The organism is Nocardia sp. NPDC055053, from assembly GCF_053608285.1.
On record NZ_JBSGVD010000003.1, the window covers coordinates 93,841 to 119,785 of the forward strand.

At 69.5% G+C, this 25,945-nt stretch carries 20 protein-coding genes; 17 read left to right on the forward strand and 3 right to left on the reverse strand.

The annotated features are described in order from the left end of the window. Window positions 1-116 precede the first annotated feature (116 nt). From ACWF82_RS04260 to ACWF82_RS04280, 5 genes are all read left to right on the forward strand, one after another. Complete coding sequence (locus ACWF82_RS04260; RefSeq protein WP_452497847.1) at window positions 117-3,347, forward strand: BTAD domain-containing putative transcriptional regulator; 3,231 nt, start codon at window positions 117-119, stop codon at window positions 3,345-3,347. A 105-nt stretch (window positions 3,348-3,452) separates the two neighbouring features. Then, window positions 3,453-3,584 carry a hypothetical protein gene (locus ACWF82_RS04265; protein WP_452497848.1) on the forward strand — a complete coding sequence of 44 codons (132 nt, stop codon included), beginning with the start codon at window positions 3,453-3,455 and terminating at the stop codon, window positions 3,582-3,584. Continuing rightward, entirely contained in the window at window positions 3,581-4,093 is a 513-nt protein-coding gene (locus tag ACWF82_RS04270) for a pyridoxamine 5'-phosphate oxidase family protein (RefSeq protein ID WP_452497850.1), read from the forward strand. The genes ACWF82_RS04265 and ACWF82_RS04270 overlap by 4 nt, the downstream gene beginning before the upstream one ends. 1,154 nt (window positions 4,094-5,247) lie before the next feature. After that, complete coding sequence (locus ACWF82_RS04275) at window positions 5,248-6,285, forward strand: alpha/beta hydrolase (protein ID WP_452497852.1); 1,038 nt, start codon at window positions 5,248-5,250, stop codon at window positions 6,283-6,285. Beyond that, window positions 6,282-7,706: a wax ester/triacylglycerol synthase family O-acyltransferase gene (locus tag ACWF82_RS04280; RefSeq protein ID WP_452497854.1), complete on the forward strand. Its 1,425-nt coding sequence runs from the start codon at window positions 6,282-6,284 to the stop codon at window positions 7,704-7,706. Before ACWF82_RS04275 ends, ACWF82_RS04280 begins: the two co-directional genes overlap by 4 nt. On the opposite strand, the gene ACWF82_RS04285 is transcribed toward ACWF82_RS04280, so the two are convergent. Then, a complete protein-coding gene (locus tag ACWF82_RS04285) occupies window positions 7,703-8,410 on the reverse strand; it encodes a hypothetical protein (RefSeq protein ID WP_452497855.1) in 708 nt (235 codons plus the stop codon). The genes ACWF82_RS04280 and ACWF82_RS04285 overlap by 4 nt on opposite strands. Window positions 8,411-8,484: 74 nt before the next feature. Here ACWF82_RS04285 and ACWF82_RS04290 point away from each other — a divergent pair, with 74 nt between their 5' ends. The 11 genes from ACWF82_RS04290 (at window position 8,485) to ACWF82_RS04340 (ending at window position 20,546) form a co-directional block, all read left to right on the forward strand. Then, window positions 8,485-9,567, forward strand: a complete 1,083-nt coding sequence (locus ACWF82_RS04290; RefSeq protein WP_452497857.1) for a FecCD family ABC transporter permease — start codon at window positions 8,485-8,487, stop codon at window positions 9,565-9,567. Further along, complete coding sequence (locus tag ACWF82_RS04295) at window positions 9,564-10,685, forward strand: FecCD family ABC transporter permease (protein ID WP_452497858.1); 1,122 nt, start codon at window positions 9,564-9,566, stop codon at window positions 10,683-10,685. The genes ACWF82_RS04290 and ACWF82_RS04295 overlap by 4 nt, the downstream gene beginning before the upstream one ends. Then, window positions 10,682-11,506, forward strand: a complete 825-nt coding sequence (locus ACWF82_RS04300; RefSeq protein WP_452497860.1) for an ABC transporter ATP-binding protein — start codon at window positions 10,682-10,684, stop codon at window positions 11,504-11,506. The genes ACWF82_RS04295 and ACWF82_RS04300 overlap by 4 nt, the downstream gene beginning before the upstream one ends. Window positions 11,507-11,577: 71 nt before the next feature. Then, window positions 11,578-11,958: a BlaI/MecI/CopY family transcriptional regulator gene (locus tag ACWF82_RS04305; RefSeq protein WP_189023328.1), complete on the forward strand. Its 381-nt coding sequence runs from the start codon at window positions 11,578-11,580 to the stop codon at window positions 11,956-11,958. A 64-nt stretch (window positions 11,959-12,022) separates the two neighbouring features. After that, complete coding sequence (locus ACWF82_RS04310) at window positions 12,023-12,961, forward strand: M56 family metallopeptidase (RefSeq protein ID WP_452497862.1); 939 nt, start codon at window positions 12,023-12,025, stop codon at window positions 12,959-12,961. Window positions 12,962-13,216: 255 nt separating this feature from the next. Further along, a complete protein-coding gene (locus ACWF82_RS04315) occupies window positions 13,217-14,689 on the forward strand; it encodes a DEAD/DEAH box helicase (protein WP_452497864.1) in 1,473 nt (490 codons plus the stop codon). A gap of 219 nt (window positions 14,690-14,908) precedes the next feature. Beyond that, complete coding sequence (locus ACWF82_RS04320; protein ID WP_452497865.1) at window positions 14,909-15,781, forward strand: DMT family transporter; 873 nt, start codon at window positions 14,909-14,911, stop codon at window positions 15,779-15,781. Window positions 15,782-15,823: 42 nt separating this feature from the next. Continuing rightward, on the forward strand, window positions 15,824-17,260 hold the full coding sequence (locus ACWF82_RS04325; RefSeq protein WP_452497867.1) for a GuaB1 family IMP dehydrogenase-related protein: 1,437 nt from the start codon (window positions 15,824-15,826) through the stop codon (window positions 17,258-17,260). A gap of 148 nt (window positions 17,261-17,408) precedes the next feature. After that, on the forward strand, window positions 17,409-17,879 hold the full coding sequence (locus tag ACWF82_RS04330; RefSeq protein WP_452497869.1) for a nuclear transport factor 2 family protein: 471 nt from the start codon (window positions 17,409-17,411) through the stop codon (window positions 17,877-17,879). Between the two features lie 254 nt (window positions 17,880-18,133). Next, window positions 18,134-19,489, forward strand: a complete 1,356-nt coding sequence (locus tag ACWF82_RS04335) for a hemolysin family protein (RefSeq protein WP_452497871.1) — start codon at window positions 18,134-18,136, stop codon at window positions 19,487-19,489. After that, window positions 19,482-20,546 (forward strand): hemolysin family protein, encoded by a 1,065-nt coding sequence (locus tag ACWF82_RS04340; RefSeq protein WP_452497873.1) that lies wholly within the window; start codon window positions 19,482-19,484, stop codon window positions 20,544-20,546. Before ACWF82_RS04335 ends, ACWF82_RS04340 begins: the two co-directional genes overlap by 8 nt. Before the next feature lie 26 nt (window positions 20,547-20,572). Here the strand turns inward: ACWF82_RS04340 and ilvD are convergent, their stop codons facing one another. After that, window positions 20,573-22,264, reverse strand: a complete 1,692-nt coding sequence (gene ilvD, locus ACWF82_RS04345) for a dihydroxy-acid dehydratase (protein WP_452497875.1) — start codon at window positions 22,262-22,264, stop codon at window positions 20,573-20,575. Window positions 22,265-22,421: 157 nt separating this feature from the next. Next, the gene (locus ACWF82_RS04350; protein ID WP_452497877.1) at window positions 22,422-24,065 is read right to left on the reverse strand and encodes an ABC-F family ATP-binding cassette domain-containing protein; all 1,644 of its coding nucleotides are present in this window, start codon (window positions 24,063-24,065) and stop codon (window positions 22,422-22,424) included. A 285-nt stretch (window positions 24,066-24,350) separates the two neighbouring features. Between ACWF82_RS04350 and ACWF82_RS04355 the strand changes: the two genes are divergently transcribed. Continuing rightward, window positions 24,351-25,907: an FAD-binding oxidoreductase gene (locus tag ACWF82_RS04355; RefSeq protein ID WP_452497878.1), complete on the forward strand. Its 1,557-nt coding sequence runs from the start codon at window positions 24,351-24,353 to the stop codon at window positions 25,905-25,907. Window positions 25,908-25,945 lie beyond the last annotated feature (38 nt).

Below are 25,945 nucleotides of genomic sequence, written 5' to 3' on the forward strand. Positions count from 1 at the left end.
TTCGAGGAGGATTCGAACGGGACCCACCGTGCCGACCTGCCCTTCGGGAACACTTCGGATCGGCTCAGGATCGCCTCGAGCACACCGTGTCCCCGCCCCCGTTTAGGGTGGGTGACATGCGTTTCGGGGTGCTTGGACCATTGGCGGTGTGGACCGACGATGGGCAACCCGTCCGGGTACCCGAGCTCAAGGTCCGGGTGCTGCTCGGTGCGCTGCTGGCCGAACCTGGCCGGATCGTGCCCGCCGACCGGCTCGTCGAGGACCTGTGGGGCGGGGCGGCGATGCCTGCCAATCCGGCCGGCTCCTTGCAGACCCGCGCCTCCCAGTTGCGGCGCGTCCTCGGTGACGCCGAAACAGGCGGTCGCGATCTGCTGGTGTCGCGCTCCCCCGGCTATCTGCTCGACGTCGCCGCCGACGCGGTGGATGCGCAGGTGTTCCAGGACCTGCTGCGCCGGGCGCGCGCCACCGAGGACGCCGCCACCCGCGCACCACTGCTCACCGAAGCGCTGGCGCTGTGGCGGGGGCCCGCCCTGGCCGACCTGGCCGATCACGACTTCGCGCGAATTCCGGTGGTGCGGCTCGAGGAACAGCGGCTGACCGCCGTCGAGGAACTCGCGCAGGCCAGGATCGCGCTCGGCGAACACGATCAGGTCGCCGACGAACTCGGCGCGCTCACCGAACAGCATCCCCTGCGGGAACGGTTACGCGCGGCGCACATGCTGGCGCTGTACCGGTCGGGACGCCACGGCGAGGCCTTGGACTCCTATCGACGGCTCCGTGCGCATCTGGCCGAGGAACTCGGTCTCGATCCGAGTCCCGAGCTGGCCGCCCTGCATCGCGCTGTGCTGGAACAGGATCCGGCCCTCGGCGCCCCGGTGCGCCCCGCGCCCGTCGTACCGGTGACGCCGCGGCCGACCGTGCCGGTTCCGCCGACCACACTCGTCGGACGCGAAGACGACCTCGCCGGGATCGATGCGCTGCTGCGCGCCGAGCGGCTGGTGACGCTCACCGGGCCGGGCGGGGTCGGGAAGACCCGGTTGGCGCTGGCCGCCGCGGCCACCCATCCGGCGCGCGACGGTGTCCTGTTCGTCGAGCTGGCCGGTCTGTGCCTCGGCGCCGAGCAGGACAGTGCGCTGACCGCCCTCACCGAGGTGGTGGCCGCGGCATTCGAGGTCCGCGACGATTCCGCCGGGTCGAGTCCGTTCCCGGTACCCGACAACGGAACTCAGCTGGCCCGGCTCGCCGAGGCGGTGCGCGCCAAGCAGGTGCTGCTCGTGCTGGACAACGGTGAGCACGTCGCCGACGCGGCCGCCGCGCTGGTATCGCGGTTGCTCGGCGCCGCTCCCGAGCTGCGGGTCCTGGTGACCAGTCAGGTGCCCCTGTCGATCGCGGGCGAACACCTCTGGCCGGTGCAGCCGCTGGCGGTGCCCGCCGCCGACGCCACCGCGACCGAGGTGGAGAAGTCACCTGCCGCAAGGCTTTTCGCCGATCGCGCCCGCTCCGCCGCACCGGATTTCGCCGTCACCGACGAGAATGCCGCCGCGGTCGCCGCCATCGTCGCCCACCTCGACGGTGTGCCGCTGGCGCTGGAACTGGCGGCGACCCGGGTCCGCGCGCTGGGCGTCCACACCCTGGCCGAACGGATCGAAGACCGGTTCACGCTGCTCTCGGCCGGGTACCGGGACGCGCCGGACCGGCAGCGCACGCTGCGCGCGGTGATCGACTGGAGCTGGGAACTTCTCGACGAGCCGGAACGCGCTGTGCTGCGGCGGCTTTCGGCGCACGCCGACGGCGGCACGCTGGAGTCGGCCGAGGCGGTGTGCGCGGACGGCGACGTCGACCCGCCGGATGTCGCGGAACTACTCGCCCGCCTGGTCGACCGGTCCCTGATCATCACGCCCGCCGCCGACGCCCGGCCGCGCTACCGGCTGCTGAAATCGGTCGCGGCGTACGGCGTCGACCGATTGCGTGACAGCGGTGAGGAATTCGACACCAGGCTGCGTCACCTCGCGTACTATCTCGACCTGGCCGAACGCGCCGATCAGCAGCTGCGCACCGCCGATCAGCGCAGGTGGCTGGCCCGGCTCGACGCCGAGTCGGCCGATCTGCGCCGGGCACTCGAAACCGCCAGGGCCGCGGGACGATCCGCCGACGCGCTGCGCCTGGTCAACGCGCTGGCCTGGTACTGGGTGATGCGCGGACGGCTGGCCGAGGGCATCCGGTCGATCGGTATCGCGCTGGCGCTACCCGGCGAGACCGGCTCGACCGCGCGCCGGATCGCCCTGCTCTGGCGCAGCGCGCTCGAACTGGGCCGCGGCCAGACCGTCGAGACACTGCCCGCCGTCGGCGCCAGGCCCACGCCGGACGAACTGCGCGCCCGCTGGTATCTCGCGCACGCGCACACCGGTTTCTCCGCGCAGCAGCGCATGGACAGCGCCGCCGACCTGCGCACCGCCTTCGCCGACGCGGGCGACGAGTGGGGTGTCGCCGCGGCCTCGGCCTCGCTGGCCCGGGACGCCTTCGGGCGTGGCGATCTGGCCGGCCTGCGCGAGCACGCCGAGCGCAGCCGCGCACTGTTCGCCAGGATCGGCGATCGCTGGGGACAGGGCATCGCCGGCTACCTGCTCGGCAGCCACGCCGAGGTCACCGGGGATCACGCCACCGCCCGCGAACACCATCGGGCGGCACTGACGACCGCCGAGGAGCTCGGGCTGTGGACCGAGGTCGGTGAGCGGCTCACCTCGCTGGGCCGGATCGCGTTGCTGGGCGGCGAATTCGAGCACAGCGCCGAGCTGCACGAACGAGCCAGACAGGTCGCGGTCGAGCAGGGTCACCTCGTCGGGGAGGAATCGGCGGTGCTGGGGCTCGGCCTGGTAGCCCGGCGCCGCGGCGATCTGCACGCCGCTCGCGAACACCTCGGCGCCTGGCTGGACTGGCACCTGCGCGCCGGTTCACATTTCGGCGCCGCGCTGATCCTCGCCGAACTGGGCTTCACCGCCGAGCTGGCCGGTGACGCAAGCGAAGCCGAAAGGCTCCAGCGGCGCGGGCTGGACTCCGCGCTGCGCACCGGCGATCCACGCGCCCACGCACTCGCGCTCGAAGGTCTCGCCGGATCACGTTCGCTCGCTGGGGATTCCGCGTCAGCCGCCCGGTCACTCGGCGCCGCCGACACATTGCGCCGGTCAGCAGGCGCACCGCTGCCCGACGCCGAACGCGGGGATGTCGCCCGCATCGAGGCGCGCATCATTGCCGACATCGGCGCCGACCGGTTCACGGCCGACTTCGCCGAAGGGCGCCGAGCCGACCCGCACACACTGCACCCCGCCGACGCTTCGACTCGACCCTGAACCTCGCGGCGACCGCGGGCCCGCATCCGGCGCAGACGCCGAGCCAACCGGTGGCCTCGAGTCGACCCTGAGTCCATCCGAAGTCCGCCCGGTCACGGTGAACCCATGAACCACACCGTGACCGACGGTCCCGACCCCTCGGTGACCGACCATGTCCGCCGCTACCGGCACTACGCACGCCTGGCCACGCGGCCGATCCCGGTCGTCGGGCTCGACCGTATCGAGGAGCAGCGGTGAGCAACCGAACTCGCGCCCAGGTCCACACCTTCGCCGACATCAAGCCCGACTTCGACGCGATCGTCGGCTCGATCAACTACGCCACCATGACCACCGTCGACGCCAAGGGACGGCCGAGGTCGCGGGTACTGATCCCGGTCTGGGAGACCGATGCCGAGCAGCCGATCGGCTGGCTCGGGACCTACCGCACCCCGGTGAAAGCCGCCCATATCGCGGGAAATCCGCACGTGACGTTCTCCTATTGGAGTCCGGCGCAGAACACCGTCGCCGTCGACACCGTGGCCGAGTGGACCGACGATCCGGACGAACGCGCGCACGTGTGGAACCTGTACCGGCACGGCAGCCCGCCCGGCGCGGGCTACGACCCCGGCCAGTTCTGGCAGGGCCCGGACGATCCCGCCTTCCAGGTCCTTCGCCTGTCTCCGTGGCGCATCCAGATCCTGCGACGGCGCGATCTGGTCAGTGGGATTCCGGCGCGGATCTGGCGCGACGCACTCCAGGGGGATTGACAGCACCTACGGCGAACGTGGTCGTTCGCTGGCGAATCCGACAGGACTGGACGTCTGTACAGGTCACGGCGAGATCCACTGTGACGGGTACCAACACCGGCCGGTACTTCCACCGGGAAGGATGTGGCACCGAATTCGCCGAATCGGACGATTTCCTTGCCGACGGAAATGAGCAGAGCTACGTTACCCACATCCCGGCCGTGGGTTCCCCTCTATTCCGGCGGGATGCTTACCAATCATGCAAGGAGATTCACCATGGGTTCATTGACCGAGTTGATGATGGCCGCCATTGCGGGAATAGGTTCCGCAGCCGAGGGTGATGGACTACTCGCCGTATTCCTGGGCTCGGTCGAGGCATTCTTCCCGTAAGGAGAAGGTGTATTCACGGCCCGCATCCGGACCATTTTCATGAGACCGCCGAGCTGTCAATGCGCTCCATTGATAGCTGTACAACATGATATCGGAGCACCGGCAGGCCCGAAGGGAGGGCGGGCGAGTCGTCCCGATCCCCCAAAACTAGGGTCTGCTGAACCATCCAGCAACGAGCCGGTTCACCGCTACCGCGATCATGTTGCCCCAGACGGTCGAGGTAAATGCAGGTCACATGGCTTGCAGTTGCACGGTGCGGCAATCAGCGAGCCGCTTCCATCTGGAAAGAACAATATTAACAAATCGCAGTGTGTGAAACACGGGCTTGCCACATAATGGAAGTGACGCTACGTTACCGGCATCACAGACTGCGAGTCATGACCACGCAAGGAGATCGATCATGGGTTCACTGACCGAGATCATGCAGGCGGCGATCGCGGGACTCGGTTCCGCGGCCGAGGGCGACGGCCTCCTCGCCGTCTTCCTCGGCTCGGTGGAAGCGTTCTTCCCGTAAATCGCACACTTTCCCGCAACACCCGATTATTCGGGCTGATTCACCAGCATATCCAGGAGTAAACAATGGGTTCTCTCTACGAATTGTTGCAGACCGGCGCCGGTAGCCTCAGCGAAGCCGCCCTGCCATTCATTCAGGCACTGATCACGGTGAGCGGCGGAACTCCCACACCGGGTAAGTAATCGTCGCCGACGACGAAGGGGCGGGCCGTTCGACGGCCCGCCCCCCTTCCCATTTCGCCCCCGAGAGAAGTCAGCAGGCCCGTATCACGATGAACAATCACCTCCTCCGCGCCATCATGGTGGCCGCCTGCGCCGCGGCAGTGGCCACGACGCCCGTCTTCGCCGACGGTGCGCACGCGGGAGCCGAACCCGGTACGCGACTGGTGAGCCAGACCCGGTCGGGGCAGGTCGCCGAGATCAGCGTCTACTCGCCGTCGATGGACCGCACGATCGCGCTGCGGGTGCTGCGCCCGGCGGATACGACCGTTCCAGCGCCGACGCTGTATCTGCTCAACGGCGCAGGCGGCGGCGAGGATTCGGCGAACTGGCCGGGGCAGACGGACGCGGCCGGATTCTTCGCGGGCAAGCACGTCAACGTGGTGATCCCCATGGAAGGCGCGTTCAGCTACTACACCGACTGGCGGCAGCCCGACGCCGGCCTGGCCGAGAATCTCGAGAACAACGGCCACAACATGTGGACGACGTTTCTCACCGAGGAGCTCCCGCCGGTGATCGATGCGGCGTTCGCCACGACCGGGGTCAACGCGCTGGCGGGCATCTCGATGGCGGGGACCTCGGTGCTCGATCTGGCCATCCAGGCACCGCAGCTGTACCGCGGCGTCGCCTCCTACAGCGGCTGCGCGATGACCAGTGACCCGATCGGGCGCGCGTTCGTCTCGCTCGTCGTGCGCATGGGCGGCGGCGATGTCGAGAACATGTGGGGCCCGGTCACCGACGCGGCCTGGCGTGAGCACGACCCGTATGTGCAGGCGCACCGGCTGCCCGACATCCCCATCTACATCTCCAGCGGAACCGGATTGCCCGGCGCGCACGACACGCTCTCCAATCCGCGGGTGCACATCAACGGCAAGAACCCCCAGTCGATCCTGATGAATCAGATGCTCGTCGGTGGCGGCATCGAGGCCGCGGCCGCGTACTGCACGGTGAGCATGGGACAGCGCGCACGCGAACTGGGCCGCACGAATGTCACCGTCAACGTCCGCCCGACCGGCACCCACTCCTGGGGCTACTGGGAGGACGACCTGCACACGTCCTGGCCGATGATGGCGACGGCGCTCGGCCTGTGAGCGCCGAACTCCGGGTTGGCACCGAACAGCTGAGCCCGCGCGACGCGGTCTTCGTCTACGACGAGACCGACCGGCACCTGTCGAACATCGTCGCGGTGTATTTCGCCGACGCGTCGGGGCACCCGCCGCTCACCTTCGAACAGGTGCTGGACTGGGTGCGGGCGGGCATCGGGCACGCGGCGCTGTTCCACCGGCGGCTGCGGCGCGTGCCGCTGGACCTCGACCTGCCGTACTGGGTGCCCGATCCCGCACTGTCGGTGCGTGCGCACGTGGTGCTCGACCGTGCGGGGACGTGGGACGACGCACGCGCGCGCATCGCCGAGATCACCTCCACCCGGATGGATCTGACCCGGCCGCCGTGGGAGATCCACGTGCTGGATGGCGTCGCGGGCGTTCCCGCGATGGGCGGCGAAACCACGATCGTGGTGCTGAAGTTCCACCACAGCGTCGGCGACGGCGTCGCGACTCGTGTACTGGAGCACCGACTGTTCGGCGACGCACCCGCGCCGGCGATCCGGCTCGACGAGCCTCGAACGCTACCTGCCGCGGTACGCACCGCGGCCGCGCTCGTCGCCCAGCCCGTACGCTTCGCCACCGGACTGCTGCGGTCCCGCGCGGCGCGGGAGGAACTGCGCGGCCTCGTCGACGCGGGCGCGGTGCACGAACCCGTCACACTGCGCCCGGCGACGCGATTCAATCGGGACATCCACGCGGAGCTGACCTTTCACCTGCTGCCGATTCCGCTGCCGGAAGTCCTGGCGGCCAAAGTCGCCGCGCCACAGCGGGTCACGGTCAACGACCTGATGCTGACCACGATTTCCGGCGCGCTGGCCGCCTACCTCGCCGAGCACGACGAGGTGCCCGCTGGATCACTCGCCGCGATGGTGCCGATGTCGATGCGCGGTGTCGCCGCATGGGATTCGGCGAATCAGCTCACCCAGATGATCGTCGACCTGCACACCGACATCACCGATCCGCTCGACCGGCTGGCCGCGGTCAAGCTGTCGGCGAGCCGAGCCAAACAGCGCACCGCCGACCCGGTGGTGCTGCGCGGCGACCGCCGGGTGGAGACCGCGCCCGCACTGCTGTTGCGCGCGGCGGGATGGGCACGCGCGCAAAGACATTTCGACGACGAGGCGACAGTGCCGTTGTGCAACACCACGATCAGCAATGTGCCGCCGGTCTCGGACGCACTCGCCTTCCGCGGCAGGCCGATTCGCCGCGCGGTCGGCTCGCTGCCGATCCTGGACGGCGACGGCCTGCGCCATCTGATCACGTCGCAGGGTGACGAAATCGTCATCGCGGTCACGACGAATGCCGCGATGATGCCGGACCCCGAGCACTACGGCGAGCTGCTGCTGCGCTCGTTCCGCGAACTCGCCACCGCGCTACTGGCCCACGATGTTCCGGCTGGGCACTAGCGCTGCAGGCAGCTGGTGCGCCGCACCGGCAGGCCACGATCCTCGAGCGCACCGAGCAGCAGCTGACCACGGCGCGCACCCGCGGTGCTGTCGGCGCGGGCCAGATCGGGCACGTAGGTGGCGGCGCCGACGACGGATTCACCGACCAGGGACCAGAATCGGCGCGTGGGCAGGCCGGAGCAGCGGGTGAGGACAGACTGCAGCGGAATCAGCGAGGACGCGCAGCGCTGGGCCAGCCAGACCGCCATCGCGGCCTCACACGGTAACGCGACCGCGTCGCGCTCGTCGACCTCGGGATCACCGTCGACAACGCGAATCGTGGTGTCGGACAAGCCCGCCCAGTCGATGCCGCCGTCGTTGTCGTGATGGATCCACAGGTTGTCCCGGCCCGGATCCCACGCCTGGGCCGACATCACGAACAGCGCGGTGACACGGCCGACCACGGCGTGGATGAGGGCGGTCGCCACCACCTCGGCGGCGATGTCGTCGTTGATCATCTCGGCGGCGTGGCGGCGGTACATCAGCTCGACACGACCCTCGGACAGCCCGTTCGGCACGTGCCACCACCGCCGTTTGCCCTGACCGGCCATCGCCGCCACGGCATAGACCCGCGGATGCTCGGGTTGCAGCGATTGCAGCCGGGCGCACGCGCGGTCGAACGCGGCGGTGGTGCGGGACATGGCGGTGGTGACGGGCTCGGACATCGAACCTCCTCGAACGTTGGTTCCCGTGACGATGATGTCACGGAACATAGGTTAGGCTTACCAGACTTCACAAGTTGTGTCCGGTTTCGAGGCAGGAGAAGTTCGTCGCCGTGATCCACCCTGGCACCGTCAGACGTCGTCGTCTGACCGGGCTTCTGCTGCTCGTCTTGCTACTCACCGTCGCGGTGGTGGCGAGCATTGCCATCGGCACCCGCTCGCTCGCACCGGCCACGGTGTTCGACGCCGTCACACACGCTCTCGGCTGCGACGGCGGCCCGTTCCGATGCCCGGCCCGCTCCACCGCCGAGGAAATCGTGCGTGAGCTGCGTCTGCCGCGCACCGCGTTGGCCCTGATCGCCGGGATGGCGCTGGGGATCGCGGGCGCGCTCATCCAGGGGTATACCCGGAATCCGCTCGCTGATGCCGGTTTGCTGGGACTCAATGCGGGAGCGGGGTTTCTGTCCGCGCTCAGCATCTTCCTGTTCGGGTTCACCGCGCCGAGTCAGTACATCTGGTTCGCGTTCGCCGGCTCGGCGATCGCGGGCGTTGTCGTCTTCGGGGTGTCCTCGATCGGCGGTGGCAAGGCAAGTCCATTGAGCCTGGTCCTCGCCGGTGCGGCCGTCACCGCGTTCCTCCAGGCGATGACCAACGCGGTCATCGTGGTGGACAACGCGGCACTCGACACCTACCGGTTCTGGGTAGTCGGCAGCGTGAACGGGCGCGAGGCCGAGGTGTTCTGGCAGGTGCTGCCGTTCCTTGTCGTCGGCATGGCGATGGCGGTCGCGGCCGCGCCAGGGCTGAATCTGCTGAGCCTCGGCGACGACGTGGCCCGTGGTCTCGGCGTCGATGTCGGCCGGGCGCGGGCCTTCGGATTGTTCGCGGTGGTGCTGCTCAGCGGCGCGGCCACGGCGGCGGTCGGGCCGATCGCGTTTCTCGGGCTGGTGGTGCCGCATATCGCGCGCGCCATCACCGGTCCGGACAACCGCTGGCTGATCCCCTACTCGGGACTGATCGGCGGCCTGTTGCTCGTCGTCGCCGATATCGCCGGACGCGTGGTCGCACGGCCGGGCGAACTCCAGGTCGGGGTGATGCTGGCGGCGATCGGCGCGCCGTTCTTCATCGCGCTGGTGCGCAGGAAGAAGCTGGTGACGCTGTGAGCACGATCGATACCGAAAAGCAGGACGAGCAGGCGGGCGCCGAGCTGCGGAAGGTTCGTCCCGCGCTGCGCGTCGGGCCGGTGTCGCTGGTGCTGCGCCCGGTGATGTTCGGCGTCGTCATCGCGCTCGGCGTGCTGGTGTTCGGGCTCTTCTGCCTCGACATCGCCGTGGGCGACACCAACATCCCGCTGAGCCGGGTGCTCGACGTTCTCGGCGGTGGCGGCACCAGGTCGCAGCGATTCATCATCATCGAATCGCGCCTTCCGCGGGCACTCACGGCCGTGGTGGTCGGCGCCGCGCTCGGGCTCGCCGGTGCGCTGATGCAGTCGATTCTGCACAATCCGCTGGCCGGGCCTGATGTACTCGGAATCACCACCGGCGCCAGTGTCGGCGCGGTCGCGGTGCTGGTCGGCAGCGGTGGCGCGGCCACCGGCCTGATCGCCACGATCGCTGCGCCGCTGGCCGCGCTCACGGGCGGGCTGCTCACCGCCGTCGTCATCTATCTGCTCGCCTGGGGACGCGGTAGGGCCGGGGAACGCGGGGTCACCGGGTTCCGGCTCGTGCTCATCGGCATCGGCGTCAACGCGGTACTGATGTCGGTGATCAGCTGGCTGCTCACCCGGGCCAGTCTCGCCGACGCCGCCAGGGCGCAGATCTGGCTGACCGGATCGCTCAACGGTGCCGACATGGCCAGGGTCGTTTCGGCCGTGATCGCGCTGGCCGTGGTGACGGTGGTATCGCTGGTCTCGGCGCGCACGCTGGCCGCACTACGGCTGGGCGAGGAGTCGACGCGGGTGCTCGGCGTGCGCATCCAGGCGCAGCAGGCGCTGCTCATCGGGGCTTCGGTGGTGGCGGCGTCGGTGGCGACCGCGGCCGTCGGACCGGTCGGCTTCGTCGCGCTCGCGGCGCCGCAGATCGCCAGGATGGCGCTGCGCACACCCGGTGAACCGCTCATCGCTTCCGCGCTCACCGGCGCCGGACTGGTGGCCGGAGCCGATATCATCTCTCGCACAATGCTTCCCGTCGAATTGCCCGTCGGCATCGTGACCGCCGCGCTCGGCGGACCGTTCCTGCTCTACCTGCTCGTCCGCATGAATCGGAAGGCCACGCTCTCATGACCAGCCCCGCGCATCGCCTCGCCGCCGACAGTGTCTCCCTCGGCTACGGCGAGCGGGTGATCGTCGACGAGCTGAGCCTCGAGATCGCCTCCGGCGTGGTCACCACCGTGATCGGGCCCAACGGCTGCGGCAAGTCGACGCTGCTCAAATCGCTGGGCAGGCTGCTGCGCCCCCGCGACGGGCAGGTGGTGCTCGACGGCAAGGCGATCTCGTCGATGAAGACCAAGGACGTCGCCCGGGTGATCGGCATGCTGCCGCAGACCCCGGTCGCGCCCGAGGGCCTCACCGTCGCCGACCTCGTCGCCCGCGGCAGGCACCCACACCAGTCGTGGCTGCGGCAGTGGTCGGCCGACGACGAGACCGAGGTCGCCACCGCCCTGGCCCAGACCGGCATCGCCGACCTGGCCGAGCGCACCCTCGACGAACTCTCCGGCGGCCAGCGCCAGCGCGCCTGGATCTCCATGGCCCTGGCCCAGGGCACCGACATCCTGCTGCTCGACGAGCCGACCACCTACCTCGACCTGGCGCACTCGCTCGAGGTCCTCGACCTCGTCGACCGGCTGCACGACGAATACGGCCGCACCGTGGTGATGGTCCTGCACGATCTCAACCTCGCCATCCGCTACAGCGACGAGCTCGTCGTGATGTCAGCGGGCCGGATCGTGGCGCAGGGAAAGCCTGCCGAGATCGTCACCGCCGAGCTGCTCGCCGAGGTGTTCGGCCTCGAGGCGACCGTCCTCACCGATCCGGTTTCCGGGCGTCCGATGATCGTCCCGATCGGCACCAGGCACGTGCGCGGCGCAGCCGGGTATGACGAATAACACACCAGCAAATCCCCCGTTACGACAATCTGTAGTACGCATCTTTGTCGTTGTGTCCGTAAAATTGTGGGATGGCAGGACTCGGCGAACTCGAAAAAGCGGTCATGGACCAGTTGTGGTCGGCCGACGAACCGCAGACGGTGCGGCAGGTCCACGAAGCACTGGCCGCGCGGCGTGAGCTCGCGTACACGACAGTGATGACGGTGCTGCAACGGCTGGCGAAGAAGAATCTGGTGGTGCAGCGGCGCGACGATCGCGCGCACCGATACGCACCGGTACACAGCCGCGACGAACTGGTCGCGAGCCTGATGTTCGACGCATTGCAGCAGGCCGACGCGGCGGGCAGCCGCGCCGCCGCCCTGGTGCACTTCGTCGAACAGGTGGGCAAGGACGAGGCCGATGCGCTGCGGGAGGCACTCGCCAAGCTCGAATCCGACGAGAAGAGCAGCTAGACTCCCTGGCGGCTCTCACAACGACGTGAGCGCCCCTGGTCCCACAACGCAGTGAGCAGAGTCGATGAACGCAACCGCGGCAGTCTTCGCCGGTCTCGCCTTGCTTCTCGCAGGGCCGGTACCAGCGCTGCTCAGTCGCGCGACGTGGGTGCATCGGTCCCCGCGCGCGGCGCTGGTGTTGTGGCAGGCGATCGCGCTGGCCGCCGTGCTCAGCGCCTTCGGATCCGGGCTGGCCATCGCCAGCCTGCTGCTCGTCCCCGGCCCCGACGGTAGGCCGACCACCTCCCCCACCAAGGAGATCGACGCGCTCGGTCTGCCGCTGTGGACGGTGTATGTCACCGTGTTCGCGCTGACCCTGATGATCGGCGCCCGGCTCATGTTCTCCATCGTGCGCGTCGGCGTGCACACCCGCCGCCGCAGATCCCGGCATCGCATGCTGGTCGATCTGCTCGATCAGAGCGGCCCGGTCCGCCGCGCCGCCGATATCCGCGTGCTCGCCTCGACCGAGCCCATCGCCTACTGCCTGCCCGGGCTGCGTCAGCGCGTCGTGCTCAGCGAAGGCACGCTGACCAGCCTCGACGATGCCGAGGTCACCGCGATCGTCAGCCATGAGCGTTCGCATCTGCGGGCCCGCCACGACCTGGTGCTCGAGGCGTTCACCGCCGTGCACGAGGCGTTCCCGCGGGTGGTCCGCAGCAAGGCCGCGCTCGGCTCGGTGAAGCTGCTCATCGAACTGCTCGCCGACGATTCCGCGGTGAAGGTCACCGGTCCCAAGCCGCTGGCCCGCGCGCTGGTGGCCTGCGCGAAGTCGACCGCGCCGCAGGGCGCGCTCGCCGCCGGCGGTCCGAGCACGCTGATCCGCATCCAGCGGCTCGCGGGTCACACCGGCGACGTGAGAGTCGCCACCGCCGCCTACCTCGGCTCGGCCGCGATCCTGGTCGTGCCGACACTGGCCGTCGCGGTGCCGTGGCTGCAGGAGCTCAACCGGCTCTTCCGCGGCTGACCTGGCGATTCGCCTCCTCTTTTCCAGCCGAGTAGCCGGTCTCGGGCAGCGCTGACGCACCCGCGTTCGCCCGCCGAACAATCACCGCTACAAACGGTCGCCTGACCAGCGTGTTTACCCACGTGACCGCAATCCCGCCTATCCTGGGAGATCGGTCCTTCCTGCTGGGCCGCACCCCGTGCACGCCCTGCGCGTATCCGGGTCATCGGCGCCGGTCATCTTCCAGCGCGATGCGCAGCCCAACGAAAGGCCATTTTGTCTACCTCTCCGCGTCCCGACGCCACCTTCGCAGAACTCGGTCTGCCCGTCGCACTGGTGCAGACCCTGCGCAATGCCGGCATCGAGAAGCCCTTCCCCATCCAGGCCGCGACCATCGGCGACGCCCTCGCCGGGCGTGACGTGCTCGGCCGCGGCCCGACCGGCTCGGGCAAGACCCTCGCCTTCGGCCTGCCGATGCTGACCCGCCTCACCGGCGCGTCCGCCAAGCCCGGCCGCCCGCGTGGCCTGGTGCTGGTCCCCACCCGTGAACTCGCGACCCAGATCGAACGCGCGCTCGACGAGGCCGCGCTCTCGCTGGGCCTGCGCGTGGCTTCCGTCGTCGGCGGTGCGCCGATCAAGCGCCAGGCCGACCGGCTCGCGCGCGGCGTCGACCTGCTCATCGCCACCCCCGGCCGCCTCGACGACCTGATCAAGCAGCGGGCCGCTGACCTGTCCGACGTGACGATCACCGCGCTCGACGAGGCCGACCACATGGCCGACATGGGCTTCCTGCCCCAGGTCACCCGCCTGCTGGACCGGACCCCGAAGGGCGGCCAGCGCCTGCTGTTCTCGGCCACCCTCGACGGTGACGTCGACAAGCTGGTCAAGCGCTACCTGAACAACCCGGTCACCCACTCGACGGCGCCCGCCGAGGCCTCGGTGACCACCATGACCCACCACCTGTTCTACGTGCGCGACAAGAACATCAAGCGCACCGTGGCCACCGAGATCGCCGCCCGCGACGGCCTGACCATCATGTTCGTGCGCACCAAGCACGGCGCCGACCGCCTCGCCAAGCAGCTGCGCGGTGCCGGTGTCGCGGCGGGTTCGCTGCACGGCGGCAAGGCGCAGAACAACCGCACCCGCACCCTGGCCGCCTTCGCGGACGGGTCGGTGCCGGTGCTGGTCACCACCGATGTCGCCGCGCGCGGTATCCACATCGACGGCGTCTCGCTGGTCGTGCACTTCGACCCGCCCGCCGAGCACAAGGCCTACCTGCACCGCGCCGGCCGCACCGCGCGCGCCGGTGAGGACGGTGTCGTCGTCACCCTCGTCACCGACGAGGAGCGCAAGGACGTCGCCGCGATGACCCGCAAGGCGGGCGTGCAGACCGACGGCGTCGAGGTCCGCTCCGGCGACCGGAAGCTGGTGGAGATCACCGGCGCCCGCAAGCCCAGTGGAATCGCGCTGGCCGCCCCCGCACCGGCGCAGGTCAGCGCGCCGAAGTCGGCGAACGGCGCCCGCCAACGGCGTGGAAGGTCCGGTGGCGCACCTGCTTCCGAGGCCGCCCAGGGCCACAGCCGTGGCGCGGGCGCACCGCGCCGGGAGCGTCCGGCCGGTGAGTCGCGGACCCGCAAGCCCGCGGGTGCGGGCGGACACGCCCGCAGCGGCGACACGCCGACGAATTCGCGTCGTCGTGCCGCGCGTCCGGCGGCTCCGGCAGCCCGCCGCAACCGCTCGGCAAACTGAATCATCGCGTGGCCGAACCGATTACGGTTCGGCCACGCTGCTCTTTCCTGGACGTCTGATCCGGAACCGTGCGCGCCGGTCGACGAGCGGCCGCCAGGCTTCTCGGCCCGGTCGCTCAGTCCGATCGATCAGGGCATCGCGGCTCCCTGAGCGGACACCGACGGCGACTCACCGACGGCAGACCCTCTCCGCCGCCCACGAATCCGCCACACTGACCTCGTGACGAACCATCCGATCGCCGCGATCGTGTGCGCCGTCGTCGCCGCACTCCTGTTCGCGGTGGCCTCGGTGGCGCAGCAACGGGCAGCCGCGGCCGTCCCGGAGGGATCGGCGCTGATGCGGTCTCTGCTGCGGAGCAAGCGGTGGTGGGCCGCGATCGTCGGTGACGTCGGCGGGTACGGCATGCAGGTGCTCGCCCTCAGCCTCGGCGCGGTCCTCATCGTGCAACCGATTCTGGTGAGCTCGCTGGTCTTCGCGCTGCCACTGTCGGCGCGGTTGAACCATCAGCGGATCACCGGGCGGGCCGCGGCGACCGCGCTGGTCCTCGTCGCCGCCCTTGTCGTATTCCTGATCGTCGGCAACCCGACCGCAGGCGAGGAAACCGCGCCGCTGCGAGAGTGGCTGGTGCCCTTGACGATTCTGCTGAGCATCGTCGCCCTCGCGACCCTGGCCGGGTTCCTCGTTCCCAACCCGTCGGGGCGGGCGCTGGCCCTCGGTCTCGCCGGTGGCGCGCTGTTCGGTCTGGCCGCCGCGCTCACCGACCGCGTGGTCACCCTGTTCGGCGACGGACCTGGCGCCGTGCTCAGCGGCTGGCAGACCTGGGCGCTGGTCGCCGCCGGCCTGCTCGGCTTCTACCTGCAACAGCGGGCCTACCAGGCCGGACCGCTGGCCGCGTCGCTACCCGCCGCGGCGGTCGCCGAACCACTGGCCGCCGCGTTCCTCGGTCTCACCGCCCTCGACGAGCAGCTACGCACCGACGGCGCCGGTCTGATCGTCGTCGCCGTCAGTGTCGTGGTGATGTGTGTGGCCACGGTCGCGCTGTGCCGGACCCAGGCGGCGCCGCTGTCCGAGCCGGGAGAACCCGTGCGCTGAGAGGCCGCACACGCCGACCCTCACAGGGCTATCATCGGCCAAGTGCGCTTTCTTCCGGGACCCCAGCCGCCGTATGACCTGACCTACGACGACCTCTTCCTCGTCCCGAACCGGACGGATGTCGCGTCCCGGTTCGATGTCGACCTGGCCAGCGTCGACGGGTCCGGCACCACCATCCCCCTCGTTGTCGCGAACATGACCGCCGTCGCGGGCAAGCGGATGGCCGAGACCGTCGCCCGGCGCGGCGGCATCGTTGTCCTGCCCCAGGATCTGCCGATCCCCGCGGCCGCCGACACCATCGCGTTCGTGAAGAGCCGCTCGCTCACCGCCGACACCCCCGTCACTCTCGATCCCGATCGGTCGGTGTCCGACGCGATGGCGCTGATGCACAAGCGCGCGCACGGCGCTGTGGTCGTCGTCGAGGACGGCAAGCCGGTCGGTGTGGTCACCGAGGCCGCCTGCGCCGATGTCGACCGGTTCGCGCGCCTGCGCGAGGTCGCGGTCACCGATTTCGTCCAGGCCGCAGTGGATCTGTCCCCGCGCGAGATCTTCGACCGGCTCGCCGAGGCACACGCCCGGCTCGCCGTGCTGACCAACACCGACGGCACCCTGGCCGGCGTGATGACCCGCACCGGCGCGATCCGCGCCGGGATCTACACCCCCGCGGTCGACGCCGAGGGGCAGCTGCGCATCGCGGCCGCGGTCGGCATCAATGGTGACGTGGCCGCCAAGGCGAAGGCGCTGGCCGAGGCGGGCGCCGACGTGCTCGTCCTCGACACCGCGCATGGCCACCAGGCCAAAATGCTCGAATCTTTGCGTACCGTCGCCGATCTCGGGCTCGGACTGCCGCTGGTCGCTGGCAATGTGGTCTCGGCCGAGGGCACCCGCGATCTGGCCGAGGCGGGCGCGACGATCATCAAGGTCGGTGTCGGCCCCGGCGCCATGTGCACCACCCGCATGATGACCGGCGTCGGCCGCCCGCAGTTCTCCGCGGTGGCCGAATGTGCCACGGCGGCCAAGGAACTCGGCGTGCACGTCTGGGCCGACGGCGGCGTGCGGCATCCGCGCGATGTCGCGCTGGCGCTCGCGGCGGGCGCGTCGAACGTGATGATCGGCTCCTGGTTCGCCGGCACCTACGAATCCCCCGGCGACCTGCGCGTCGACCGGGACGGCAACGCCTACAAGGAAAGCTTCGGCATGGCCTCCAAGCGCGCCGTCGCCGCGCGCACCGCCGCCGACAGCGGCTTCGACCGGGCCCGCAAGGCCCTGTTCGAAGAGGGCATCTCCAGCTCGCGCATGCGGCTCGACCCCGAGCGCCCCGGCGTCGAGGACCTCATCGACCACATCTGCTCGGGCGTGCGCAGCTCCTGCACCTACGCCGGCGCCCGCACATTGCCCGAATTCCACGAGCGCGCAATCCTGGGTGTGCAGTCCGCGGCCGGTTTCGCCGAGGGCCGTCCCCTGCCCAGCGGCTGGTGATCGCTGCCTGACCGTGGCCGATCGGAACTCGTGTTCCGGTCGGCCACCGTCGTTTTCGGGCCTCCCCGACCGGGATTCGTTCACGCTGAGCTTTACCCGCTGGATTGTCCCGGAGATCCCTTACCGTGCAGGAGTGGCGGCACACGACATGACTGCACCTGAAGGCCTGCTCGCGACCATCGAAGCCGAGCGGGCGATCTACCGCACCTTCCACCACTTCTTCCGGGTCGCCGACACCAACGAGCACGAGCGGTTCGTCGAATGTTTCACCCCGGACGCGCTGATCGAGTACCGGATCATGCCCGGCCCGGTCCAGCGCTTCCACGGCCGCGACGCGTTCACCGCGCACATGTGCCGGGTGCCCAAGGCGCGGCGCAGCCTGGTCGCCCACGTCATCGGGCAGAGTTCGATCGAATGGACCGGTCCGCGACCGCTGCTCACCGCGTACGCGACCGTGTGGCACTGGTACTCGGCCACCGACGACAACCGGCCCGCCGACTGGACCGTCATCGGCCTGGTGCGCGACGAGTTCGAGCAGTACGAGGGCGAGTGGCTCATCGCCCACCGCGACGTCCGCCCGGTCGCGGGTCGCGTAGCCGCCGGACGCGGACCGGTCTGATCATGCTCGACGCGCACGCGGGTGAGCCGACCGCGCCGCTGACACATCATCGGTGGGGACCGATTACTATGGAGTTGCCGATCTCGGCAGCGCTTTCTTCCCCACCGCGAAAGGATCCAGTTGTCACCCGCGTCCAAGGGCGCCACACAGGAGGGCTCCTCTACGGAGCCGGGTGACCAACCCGGCGTCCTCCTTTCTGCAGCGTCCGTTCGATCTCTCGATTTCCCCGCCACACCGCTCGGGTGGTGCTGAGGATGTCCATCGTTCTGACCGTGCTCAGCCTCATCGGTTTCGTGGCCCTCACACTCGGCACCGCACTGTTCGTCGCCGCCGAATTCTCCCTCACCGCGCTGGAACGCAGCACCGTCGAAGCGGCCGCCCGCGCGGGTGATGTCCGGTCCCGGCTGGTCAAGCAGGCCCATCACACCCTGTCGTTCCAGCTCTCGGGCGCCCAGCTCGGCATCACCATCACCACGCTCGTCACCGGCTTCATCGCCGAACCCGTGCTGGCCCGGCTGCTCGATCCGCTGCTGGACGCGGCCGGGCTGAGCCCGACCGCCGCGCACGGTGTCGCGCTGGTCCTCGCCTTGATCCTGGCGACCTCGCTGTCGATGATCTACGGCGAGCTGGTGCCCAAGAACATCGCCATCGCCAAGCCGATGGCGACGGCCCGGTTCACCGCCGGCCCGATGGTCGGGTTCTCGGCCATGTTCAAATGGCTGATCCGTTTCCTCAACGGCGCCGCCAACTGGATCGTGCGCAGACTGGGCATCGAGCCCGCCGAGGAACTGCGCTCGGCCCGTTCACCGCAGGAGCTCGGTTCGCTGGTGCGCACCTCCGCCCTGCGCGGGGCCATGGATCAGCGCACCGCGCAGGTGATGGACCGCTCGCTGGAGTTCGGTGAGCGCAGCGCCGAGGATCTGATGACACCGCGCGTGAAGGTCGAGTCGCTCGATCGCGACGACACCATCGCCGACCTCATCGCCGCCTCCGCCCGCACCGGATACTCCCGGTTCCCGGTCATCGACGGCGATCTCGACAACGCGCTCGGCGTCGTACACGTCAAGCAGGCGTTCATCCATCCCGCGCATCTGCGCAAGCAGATCCCGTTGAGCAAGCTGGCCGTCGCCGTGCCGATCGTGCCTGCGAGCCTCGACGGCGACGACGTCATGGAGCGGGTCCGCGCCGACGGCATGCAGGTGGCGCTCGTCGTCGACGAGTACGGCGGCACCGCGGGCATGGTGACCATGGAGGACCTGATCGAGGAGATCCTCGGCGACGTGCGCGACGAGCACGACGAGGAGGAACGCGATGTGCGCCGGGTCTCCGACGGCTGGGACTGCTCGGGCCTGATGCGCATCGACGAGGTGTCGCGGGCGACCGGATACGAAGCGCCGGAAGGTGAATACGAGACATTGGGTGGTTTGGTGCTGACCCAGCTCGGCCGGATTCCGGCCACCGGCGACGAGGTGGTGCTGCCCGAATCCCGCGGTTCCGGCGGCGGCTGGATCGCCAGGGTGGAACGGATGGACGGGCGGCGCATCGACCGGGTGCGGTTGGTCCCCGTCGACGCGGCGTACCTGGCGGCACGGGAGCACAATCATGGGTGACCTGTTCGGCATCGTGCTGACCTTCGTGCTGCTGGCGGGCAACGCGTTCTTCGTGGCCGCCGAGTTCGCGCTGATCTCCGCCCGCCGTGACCGGCTGGAAGCCCTTGTCGCCCAGGGCAAGAAGAACGCGAGGACCGTCATCGAGGCGGGCGAGAACCTGTCGATCATGCTGGCGGCGGCCCAGCTCGGCATCACCATCTGCTCGATCCTGCTCGGCCGGGTCGGTGAGCCCGCGGTGGCGCACCTGCTCGAGCGGCCGTTCGAACTGGCGGGCCTGCCCGATCAGCTGCTGCATCCGGTGGCGTTCACCCTCGCGCTCTCGGTGGTGGTGATCCTGCACATCCTGCTGGGCGAGATGGTGCCGAAGAACATCGCGCTGGCCGGTCCGGAACGCTCGGCGCTGCTGCTGGTGCCGATCCACCTGGTCTGGTTGCGGATCGCGCGCCCGCTCATCGCGCTGTACAACTTCCTCGCCAACATCTCGCTGCGGGCGATGCGGGTCGAGCCGAAGGACGAGCTCGACGCGACGGTGTCGACGGTGGAACTGGCCGAGATGATCGGCGAGTCGCGCTCGGAGGGTCTGCTCGACGAGGAGGAACACCGCAGGCTCACCCAGGCGCTGGGCACCTCGGAGCGGATCGTCGGCGATGTGATGGTGCCGTTGGCACTGGCGCGCTCGGTGCCGTTGCGCGGCAACGGAACCACACTCGGTGACATCGAGGCCGCGGTCGGCGAGACCGGTTTCTCCCGGTATCCGGTGCGCGCCTCCGACGGGTCGCTGGTCGGCTACCTGCACGTCAAGGATGTCCTCGACAAGGTCGCCGACGACACCGCAGGCCCGGAGACGCAGATCCCGCGCACCGATATCCGGCCGCTGCCGACGGTGAGCTCGGGCACCACCCTCTACGAGGCGCTGGCCCGGCTGCGCCGCACCAACAGTCACCTCGGCCGGGTGGTGGACAGCCGGGGCAACACCGTCGGTGTGGTGGCGATGGAGGACCTGATCGAGGAGTTCGTCGGCACCGTGCGCGACGGAACCCATCGCCTCACCGAGTAAGCGTCGCGCGGGCGGTCGCCGAGGTGCTACCCGGTGACCGCTCCGTGCGCGGCCGAGCTGACGAGCTTGCGGTACTTGGCCAGTACACCGGAGGTGTACCTGGGCGGCAGCGGCTCCCAGCCGACCTCGCGCCGGGCGAGTTCGTTCGCGTCGATCTCGACGTCGAGGATGCGGTTGGCGACGTCGAGGACGATCGGGTCACCGTCTCGGACGAAGGCGATCGGGCCGCCGTCCACGGCTTCGGGAGCGACATGGCCGACGCACAAACCGGTTGTGCCGCCGGAGAATCGGCCGTCGGTGAGCAGCAGGACGTCCTTGCCGAGGCCGGCGCCCTTGATCGCGCCGGTGATGGCGAGCATCTCGCGCATCCCTGGGCCGCCCTTGGGTCCCTCGTTGCGGATGACGACCACGTCACCGGCCACGATCGTGCCGTTCTCGAGCGCGTCCATCGCGGCGCGCTCGCCGTCGAATACCCGCGCTGTCCCGCGGAAGACGTCGGAGTCGAAGCCCGCGCTCTTCACCACGGCACCTTCGGGTGCCAGTGAGCCGTGCAGGATGGTGAGCCCGCCGGACTTGTGGATCGGCCGATCGAGCCGCCGGATGACCTCGCCGTCGAGGCCCAGCTCGAGGTGCGCGAGGTTCTCGGCCATGGTCTTGCCGGTGACGGTCATGACGTCGCCGTGCATGAGGCCCGCGTCGAGCAGGGCCTTCATCACGACGGGGATGCCGCCGACCCGGTCGACGTCGTTCATGACGTAGCGGCCGAACGGTTTGAGGTCGCCCAGGTGCGGCACCTTGTCGCCGACCCGGTTGAAGTCGGCGAGGGTCAGGTCGACCCCGGCCTCGCGGGCGATGGCCAGCAGATGCAGCACGGCATTGGTTGACCCGCCCAGTGCCATGACGACCGTGATGGCGTTTTCGAACGCCTCCAATGTCATGATGTCGCGCGCGGTGATGCCACGCCGCAGCAACTCGACGACGGCCGCACCGGACTTGCGGGCGTAGTCGTCACGGCGACGGTCGGGAGCGGGCGGGGCGGCCGATCCGGGCAGGCTCATGCCGAGTGCCTCGGCGGCCGAGGCCATGGTGTTGGCCGTGTACATTCCGCCGCAGGCGCCTTCGCCGGGACAGATCGCCCGCTCGATGCGGTCGACCTCGTCCCGGGTGATCAGGCCCTTGATGCAGGCGCCGACGGCCTCGAACGCGTCGATGATGGTGACGTCCTTGCCGTCGACATTGCCCGGCAGGGTCGAGCCCGCGTAGAGGAAGACACTGGCCAGGTCCAGCCGCGCGGCCGCCATCAGCATGCCGGGCAGGCTCTTGTCACACCCGGCGAGCAGCACCGACCCGTCGAGGCGCTCTGCCATCATGACGGTCTCGACGGAGTCGGCGATGATCTCGCGGCTGACCAGCGAGAAGTGCATGCCCTCGTGGCCCATCGAGATCCCGTCGGACACCGAGATCGTGCCGAACTCGAGCGGATAACCACCCGCCGCGTGGACACCTTCCTTCACCGCGTCGGCCAGACGGTCGAGCGAGAGATTGCAGGGGGTGATCTCGTTCCAGCTGGACGCGACACCGATCTGCGGTTTGGCCCAGTCCTCGTCGCCCATGCCGACAGCGCGCAGCATGCCTCGGGCAGCGGTTTTCTCGAGTCCGTCGGTGACATCGCGGGAGCGCGGCTTGATGTCGATCGACGGGTCGGTATCGGATGCCATGGGACAAGCCTACGACCCAGGAAACGCCGACCGGCGCCCCGCACGTAGGGCGTGTCCTTGCCCTTGCGGCGACGGCACCGACACCCGGCGCCTGACCGATCCGGCGATCTCCGCACGCGCGGCCAGCTGGGGCGCGCGCACGGAGTCGTGACGGCCCTCATCCGCAGTGCGCCGCGGGGACCTGGAGGTCCAGCCGACGCCAGTCCCGCAGATCACGCCCCAGTTGCCGGTCGTGGGTGGCCACGACGACGGCGGCCGTGGTGGCCCGCAAGGCCTCGGTGAGCTCGTCGACCAGCGTGCCGGACAGGTGGTTGGTCGGCTCGTCGAGCAGCAGGAGGTGCGGGCGGGCGGCCAGGGCGCAGGCGAGATCGAGGCGGCGTTGCTGGCCCATCGACAGGTCGCCGATCGGCTTGTTCGCCTCGTGCGAGGACAGCAAGCCCAGCGAGCTGAGAGCGACCCGCTCGCTCTCGGCGAGTAGTCCCGCGGTGACCAGCTCGGCGGTGTGCGCCTCGTAGACCTCGCGGGCCCTGCGTCGCAGCGGCCATCGAGATTCCTGCCGCAGCAAGCGGATTCGCGCCTTGCGGGCGCGGTGCAGCTGCCCGGTGGTCGGTGCGAGCGATCCGGTCAACACGCTCAGCAGGGTGGACTTGCCCGCGCCGTTGGCGCCGCTGATCACGAGCCGGTCCCCCGAATCCAGCGACAGCTCCACCGGTGCGGTCAATCGACCCGCGACCGTCACCTGCTCGGCGCGCACCAGCGTGACCCCGGCTCGGGCAGGCAGTTCGGGCATGGCGAACCACTGCGGTGGCACCGGTGCGGTGATGCGGTGCCGTTCCAGTTCGTCCTGGCGGCGGTGCACGGCGCGCGCCACCGAGCCTGCCCGCGTCGCCCGTTGGTGTTTGCCGGTGCCCTTGTCCGGTCGCCAGCCGGTGATCAGGCGGTTCTGGGCCGCCGACAGATCCTGCGCCAGCCGGGACCGTTCGCCCTGCTGCTGCTCGTACTCCTCGGCCCAGCGTTCCCGCTCGGCCCGGCGCCCGTCGCGATATCCCGCGTAGCCACCGCCGTAGACGCGCGGACGGCCGTCGCGGGTGGGATCGAGATCGAGGAAGGTCTGCGCCACATCCGAGAGCAGGGCACGGTCGTGGCTCACCACGATCACGCCACCCGGGAATGCCCGTAACCGGGCGGTCAGGAAGTCGAGCGCGGCTCGGTCGAGATGGTTGGTCGGCTCGTCCAGCAGCAGGAAGTCGTCCCCGGCGGCGAGTAGCACCGCCAACCGCACCCGGTAGCGCTGCCCCACCGACAGCGTGGACAGCGGACGGGTGCGGCCTGTGACGGCGCCGAGCCCGTCGAGGGCGATGTCGACGCGTCGGTCGGCGTCCCAGGCGTCGAGCAGCTGCGCGAGGTCGAGCGCCTCGCTGTAGTCCTGGTCGGCGCCGGGACGGCCCGCGGCCATGGCCTCGGTCGCCTCGTCGAGGCGCCGCATCGCGGCGCGGGCGGCGGCCAGGTGCTCGTCGATGACGGCGCCGACGGTGCGTTCGTCGTGGTCGGGCATCTCCTGGGTGGCCAGCGCCAGCGTGCCGACGCGCCGCACCGCGCCGTCGTCGGGGGTGAGCAGCCCTGCGAGGACGTGCAGCAGCGTGGACTTGCCGCGCCCGTTCTCGCCGACGATCCCCCACCGTGATCCCGGTGACACCGTCATGTCGACGCCGTCGAGCACGGTGCGCTCACCGCGCTGGACACGAATGTGCCGGCAGGCCAGTTGTGCCCGCGCACGGGCAAGCCGAATTCGGTTGGTCATGTCTTCCTCCGGGCACTCGTCACCCACTGCGGGGGGTACGGGATGTGCCGTGGTCGATGAACGCGCACAGCGTGCGCGAGGAAACATCGATGGCGGGGCCGTCAGCTGTCCGTCGGTGCGGACGCGGGCCCGAAGCTCTCAGAGAAAGTACAAATGCACGGTGTCGACGATAACAAGGTCGCGGACACGCGTCGACTGTGTTTCTCGCCGCGACACCGATGGATCGCCGGTTCCGCTAGTGTCCGAGCAGATCCGCCTCGCATGGCGCCGGTCGGAAGGAAGCCGATGTCGCTCTCGCGTCGACAGTTGATCACCGCGGCCGCGGTCGGCGGATCGCTCGCCGCGCTCGGAATGCCGGTCGGCCACGCGCAGGATCCTGTTCTCGGTGCGGGAGAGTTCGCCTCGCTCGCCGCGCGCGGCTACAACCGGCGATTCCAGGCCCAACCGGCGAAGATCTACGCGCCAACCAGTACCGAAGAGGTGCGGAGCGCGGTCGCCAGGGCGGTCGCCGAGGACTCGAGGATCGCGGCGCGCTCGGGCGGGCACTGCTTCGACGACTTCGTCGACAACGCGCAGACCCGCTCGATCATCGACCTCGGCGGGCTCGACGCGGTGTACTGGGACGAGCACCACCGCGCCTTCTCGGTCGACGCGGGCGCCGATATCGGCACGGTATACAACGCGTTGCACCGCTGGGGCGTGACGGTGCCGGGTGGGATCTGCCTCGGCGTCGGGATGGGCGGTCATATCTGCGGTGGTGGCTATGGTCCGCTGTCACGGAAATTCGGGCTCGTCGCCGACCATCTGGCCGGGGTGGAGGTCGTCACGGTCGACGACGACGGCGGCGCGAAAGTCGTTGTCGCGACCAGGAACGGGCCCGACCACGACCTGTGGTGGGCGCACACCGGTGGTGGCGGCGGAAATTTCGGTGTGGTGACCCGGTTCCTGCTCCGATCCCCCGGCTCCGCCGGCTCCGACCCGGCGAACACGCTGCCGAAACCCCCGGGCACCATGCTCAACGCGCGGTTGATCCTGCCCATCGCCACGGAGGATTCGTTCGTCCGTTTCCTCGGCAACTACCTCGGCTTCTTCGAACGTCACAGCGCACCCGGCACTGCATTCGCGGGCCTCTACGCGCCACTGATGATCAGGACGACCGGCACCGGCGCGGCCGAGATGCTGATCCTGTTCGATGCCGAAACCCCGGATGCGCGAATCCGTTTCGACGATTTCGTCGCCATGGTGAGCGACGGCGTATTTCCCCCACCTTTCGTCACCCCGGTCACCGAACTCTCCTACGCGGACACGGTGAACCAGGTGTACTACGCGAAGAGCCTGAACACCACGCGAGTCAAAGTAAAAGCCGCCTACCTGCGCAAGTCCTATTCCCCCGATCAACTCCGGATCTTCTACCGCTACCTCACCGACCTCCGCTTCCTCGGCGAATCCCAGCTCGAATTCCTCCCGTTCGGCGGCGCGATCAATGCCGTCCCCGCCGACGCGACCGCCATGCCCGCGCGGAACTCGTTCATGACAATGCTGATCCACGCATCCTGGCGCTTCGCCTTCGACGACGACCGGTACCTGCGCTGGGCCCGCGAGATGTACCGCGACGTCCACTCCGGAACCGGCGGCGTTCCGATACCGAACGACATCTACGGCGGCAGCTACATCAACTATCCCGACCCCGATCTGGCCGACGCCGCGTGGAACACCTCCGGCCTACCGTGGCACGCCTTCTACTACGGCGACAACTATCCGCGACTGCTCCGGATCAAACAGGCCGTCGACCCGAGAAATGTCTTCCAGCACAGTCTTTCGATCGGCCGACCGGACTGGTGACGTGCACGCGGGTTGCTCGGGTTCGGCTGCCGTAGTGC

Excerpts from the sequence above, each read along its gene's own strand:
- ACWF82_RS04305 (WP_189023328.1), top strand. The coding sequence starts at position 11,578 with ATGGCAGGACTCGGCGAACTCGAAAAAGCGGTCATGGACCAGTTGTGG.
- ACWF82_RS04310 (WP_452497862.1), top strand. The coding sequence starts at position 12,023 with ATGAACGCAACCGCGGCAGTCTTCGCCGGTCTCGCCTTGCTTCTCGCA.
- ACWF82_RS04275 (WP_452497852.1), top strand. The coding sequence starts at position 5,248 with ATGAACAATCACCTCCTCCGCGCCATCATGGTGGCCGCCTGCGCCGCG.
- ACWF82_RS04340 (WP_452497873.1), top strand. The coding sequence starts at position 19,482 with ATGGGTGACCTGTTCGGCATCGTGCTGACCTTCGTGCTGCTGGCGGGC.
- ilvD (WP_452497875.1), bottom strand. The coding sequence starts at position 22,264 with ATGGCATCCGATACCGACCCGTCGATCGACATCAAGCCGCGCTCCCGC.
- ACWF82_RS04265 (WP_452497848.1), top strand. The coding sequence starts at position 3,453 with ATGAACCACACCGTGACCGACGGTCCCGACCCCTCGGTGACCGACCAT.
- ACWF82_RS04285 (WP_452497855.1), bottom strand. The coding sequence starts at position 8,410 with ATGTCCGAGCCCGTCACCACCGCCATGTCCCGCACCACCGCCGCGTTC.
- ACWF82_RS04260 (WP_452497847.1), top strand. The coding sequence starts at position 117 with ATGCGTTTCGGGGTGCTTGGACCATTGGCGGTGTGGACCGACGATGGG.
- ACWF82_RS04350 (WP_452497877.1), bottom strand. The coding sequence starts at position 24,065 with ATGACCAACCGAATTCGGCTTGCCCGTGCGCGGGCACAACTGGCCTGC.
- ACWF82_RS04300 (WP_452497860.1), top strand. The coding sequence starts at position 10,682 with ATGACCAGCCCCGCGCATCGCCTCGCCGCCGACAGTGTCTCCCTCGGC.
- ACWF82_RS04355 (WP_452497878.1), top strand. The coding sequence starts at position 24,351 with ATGTCGCTCTCGCGTCGACAGTTGATCACCGCGGCCGCGGTCGGCGGA.
- ACWF82_RS04335 (WP_452497871.1), top strand. The coding sequence starts at position 18,134 with ATGTCCATCGTTCTGACCGTGCTCAGCCTCATCGGTTTCGTGGCCCTC.
- ACWF82_RS04330 (WP_452497869.1), top strand. The coding sequence starts at position 17,409 with ATGACTGCACCTGAAGGCCTGCTCGCGACCATCGAAGCCGAGCGGGCG.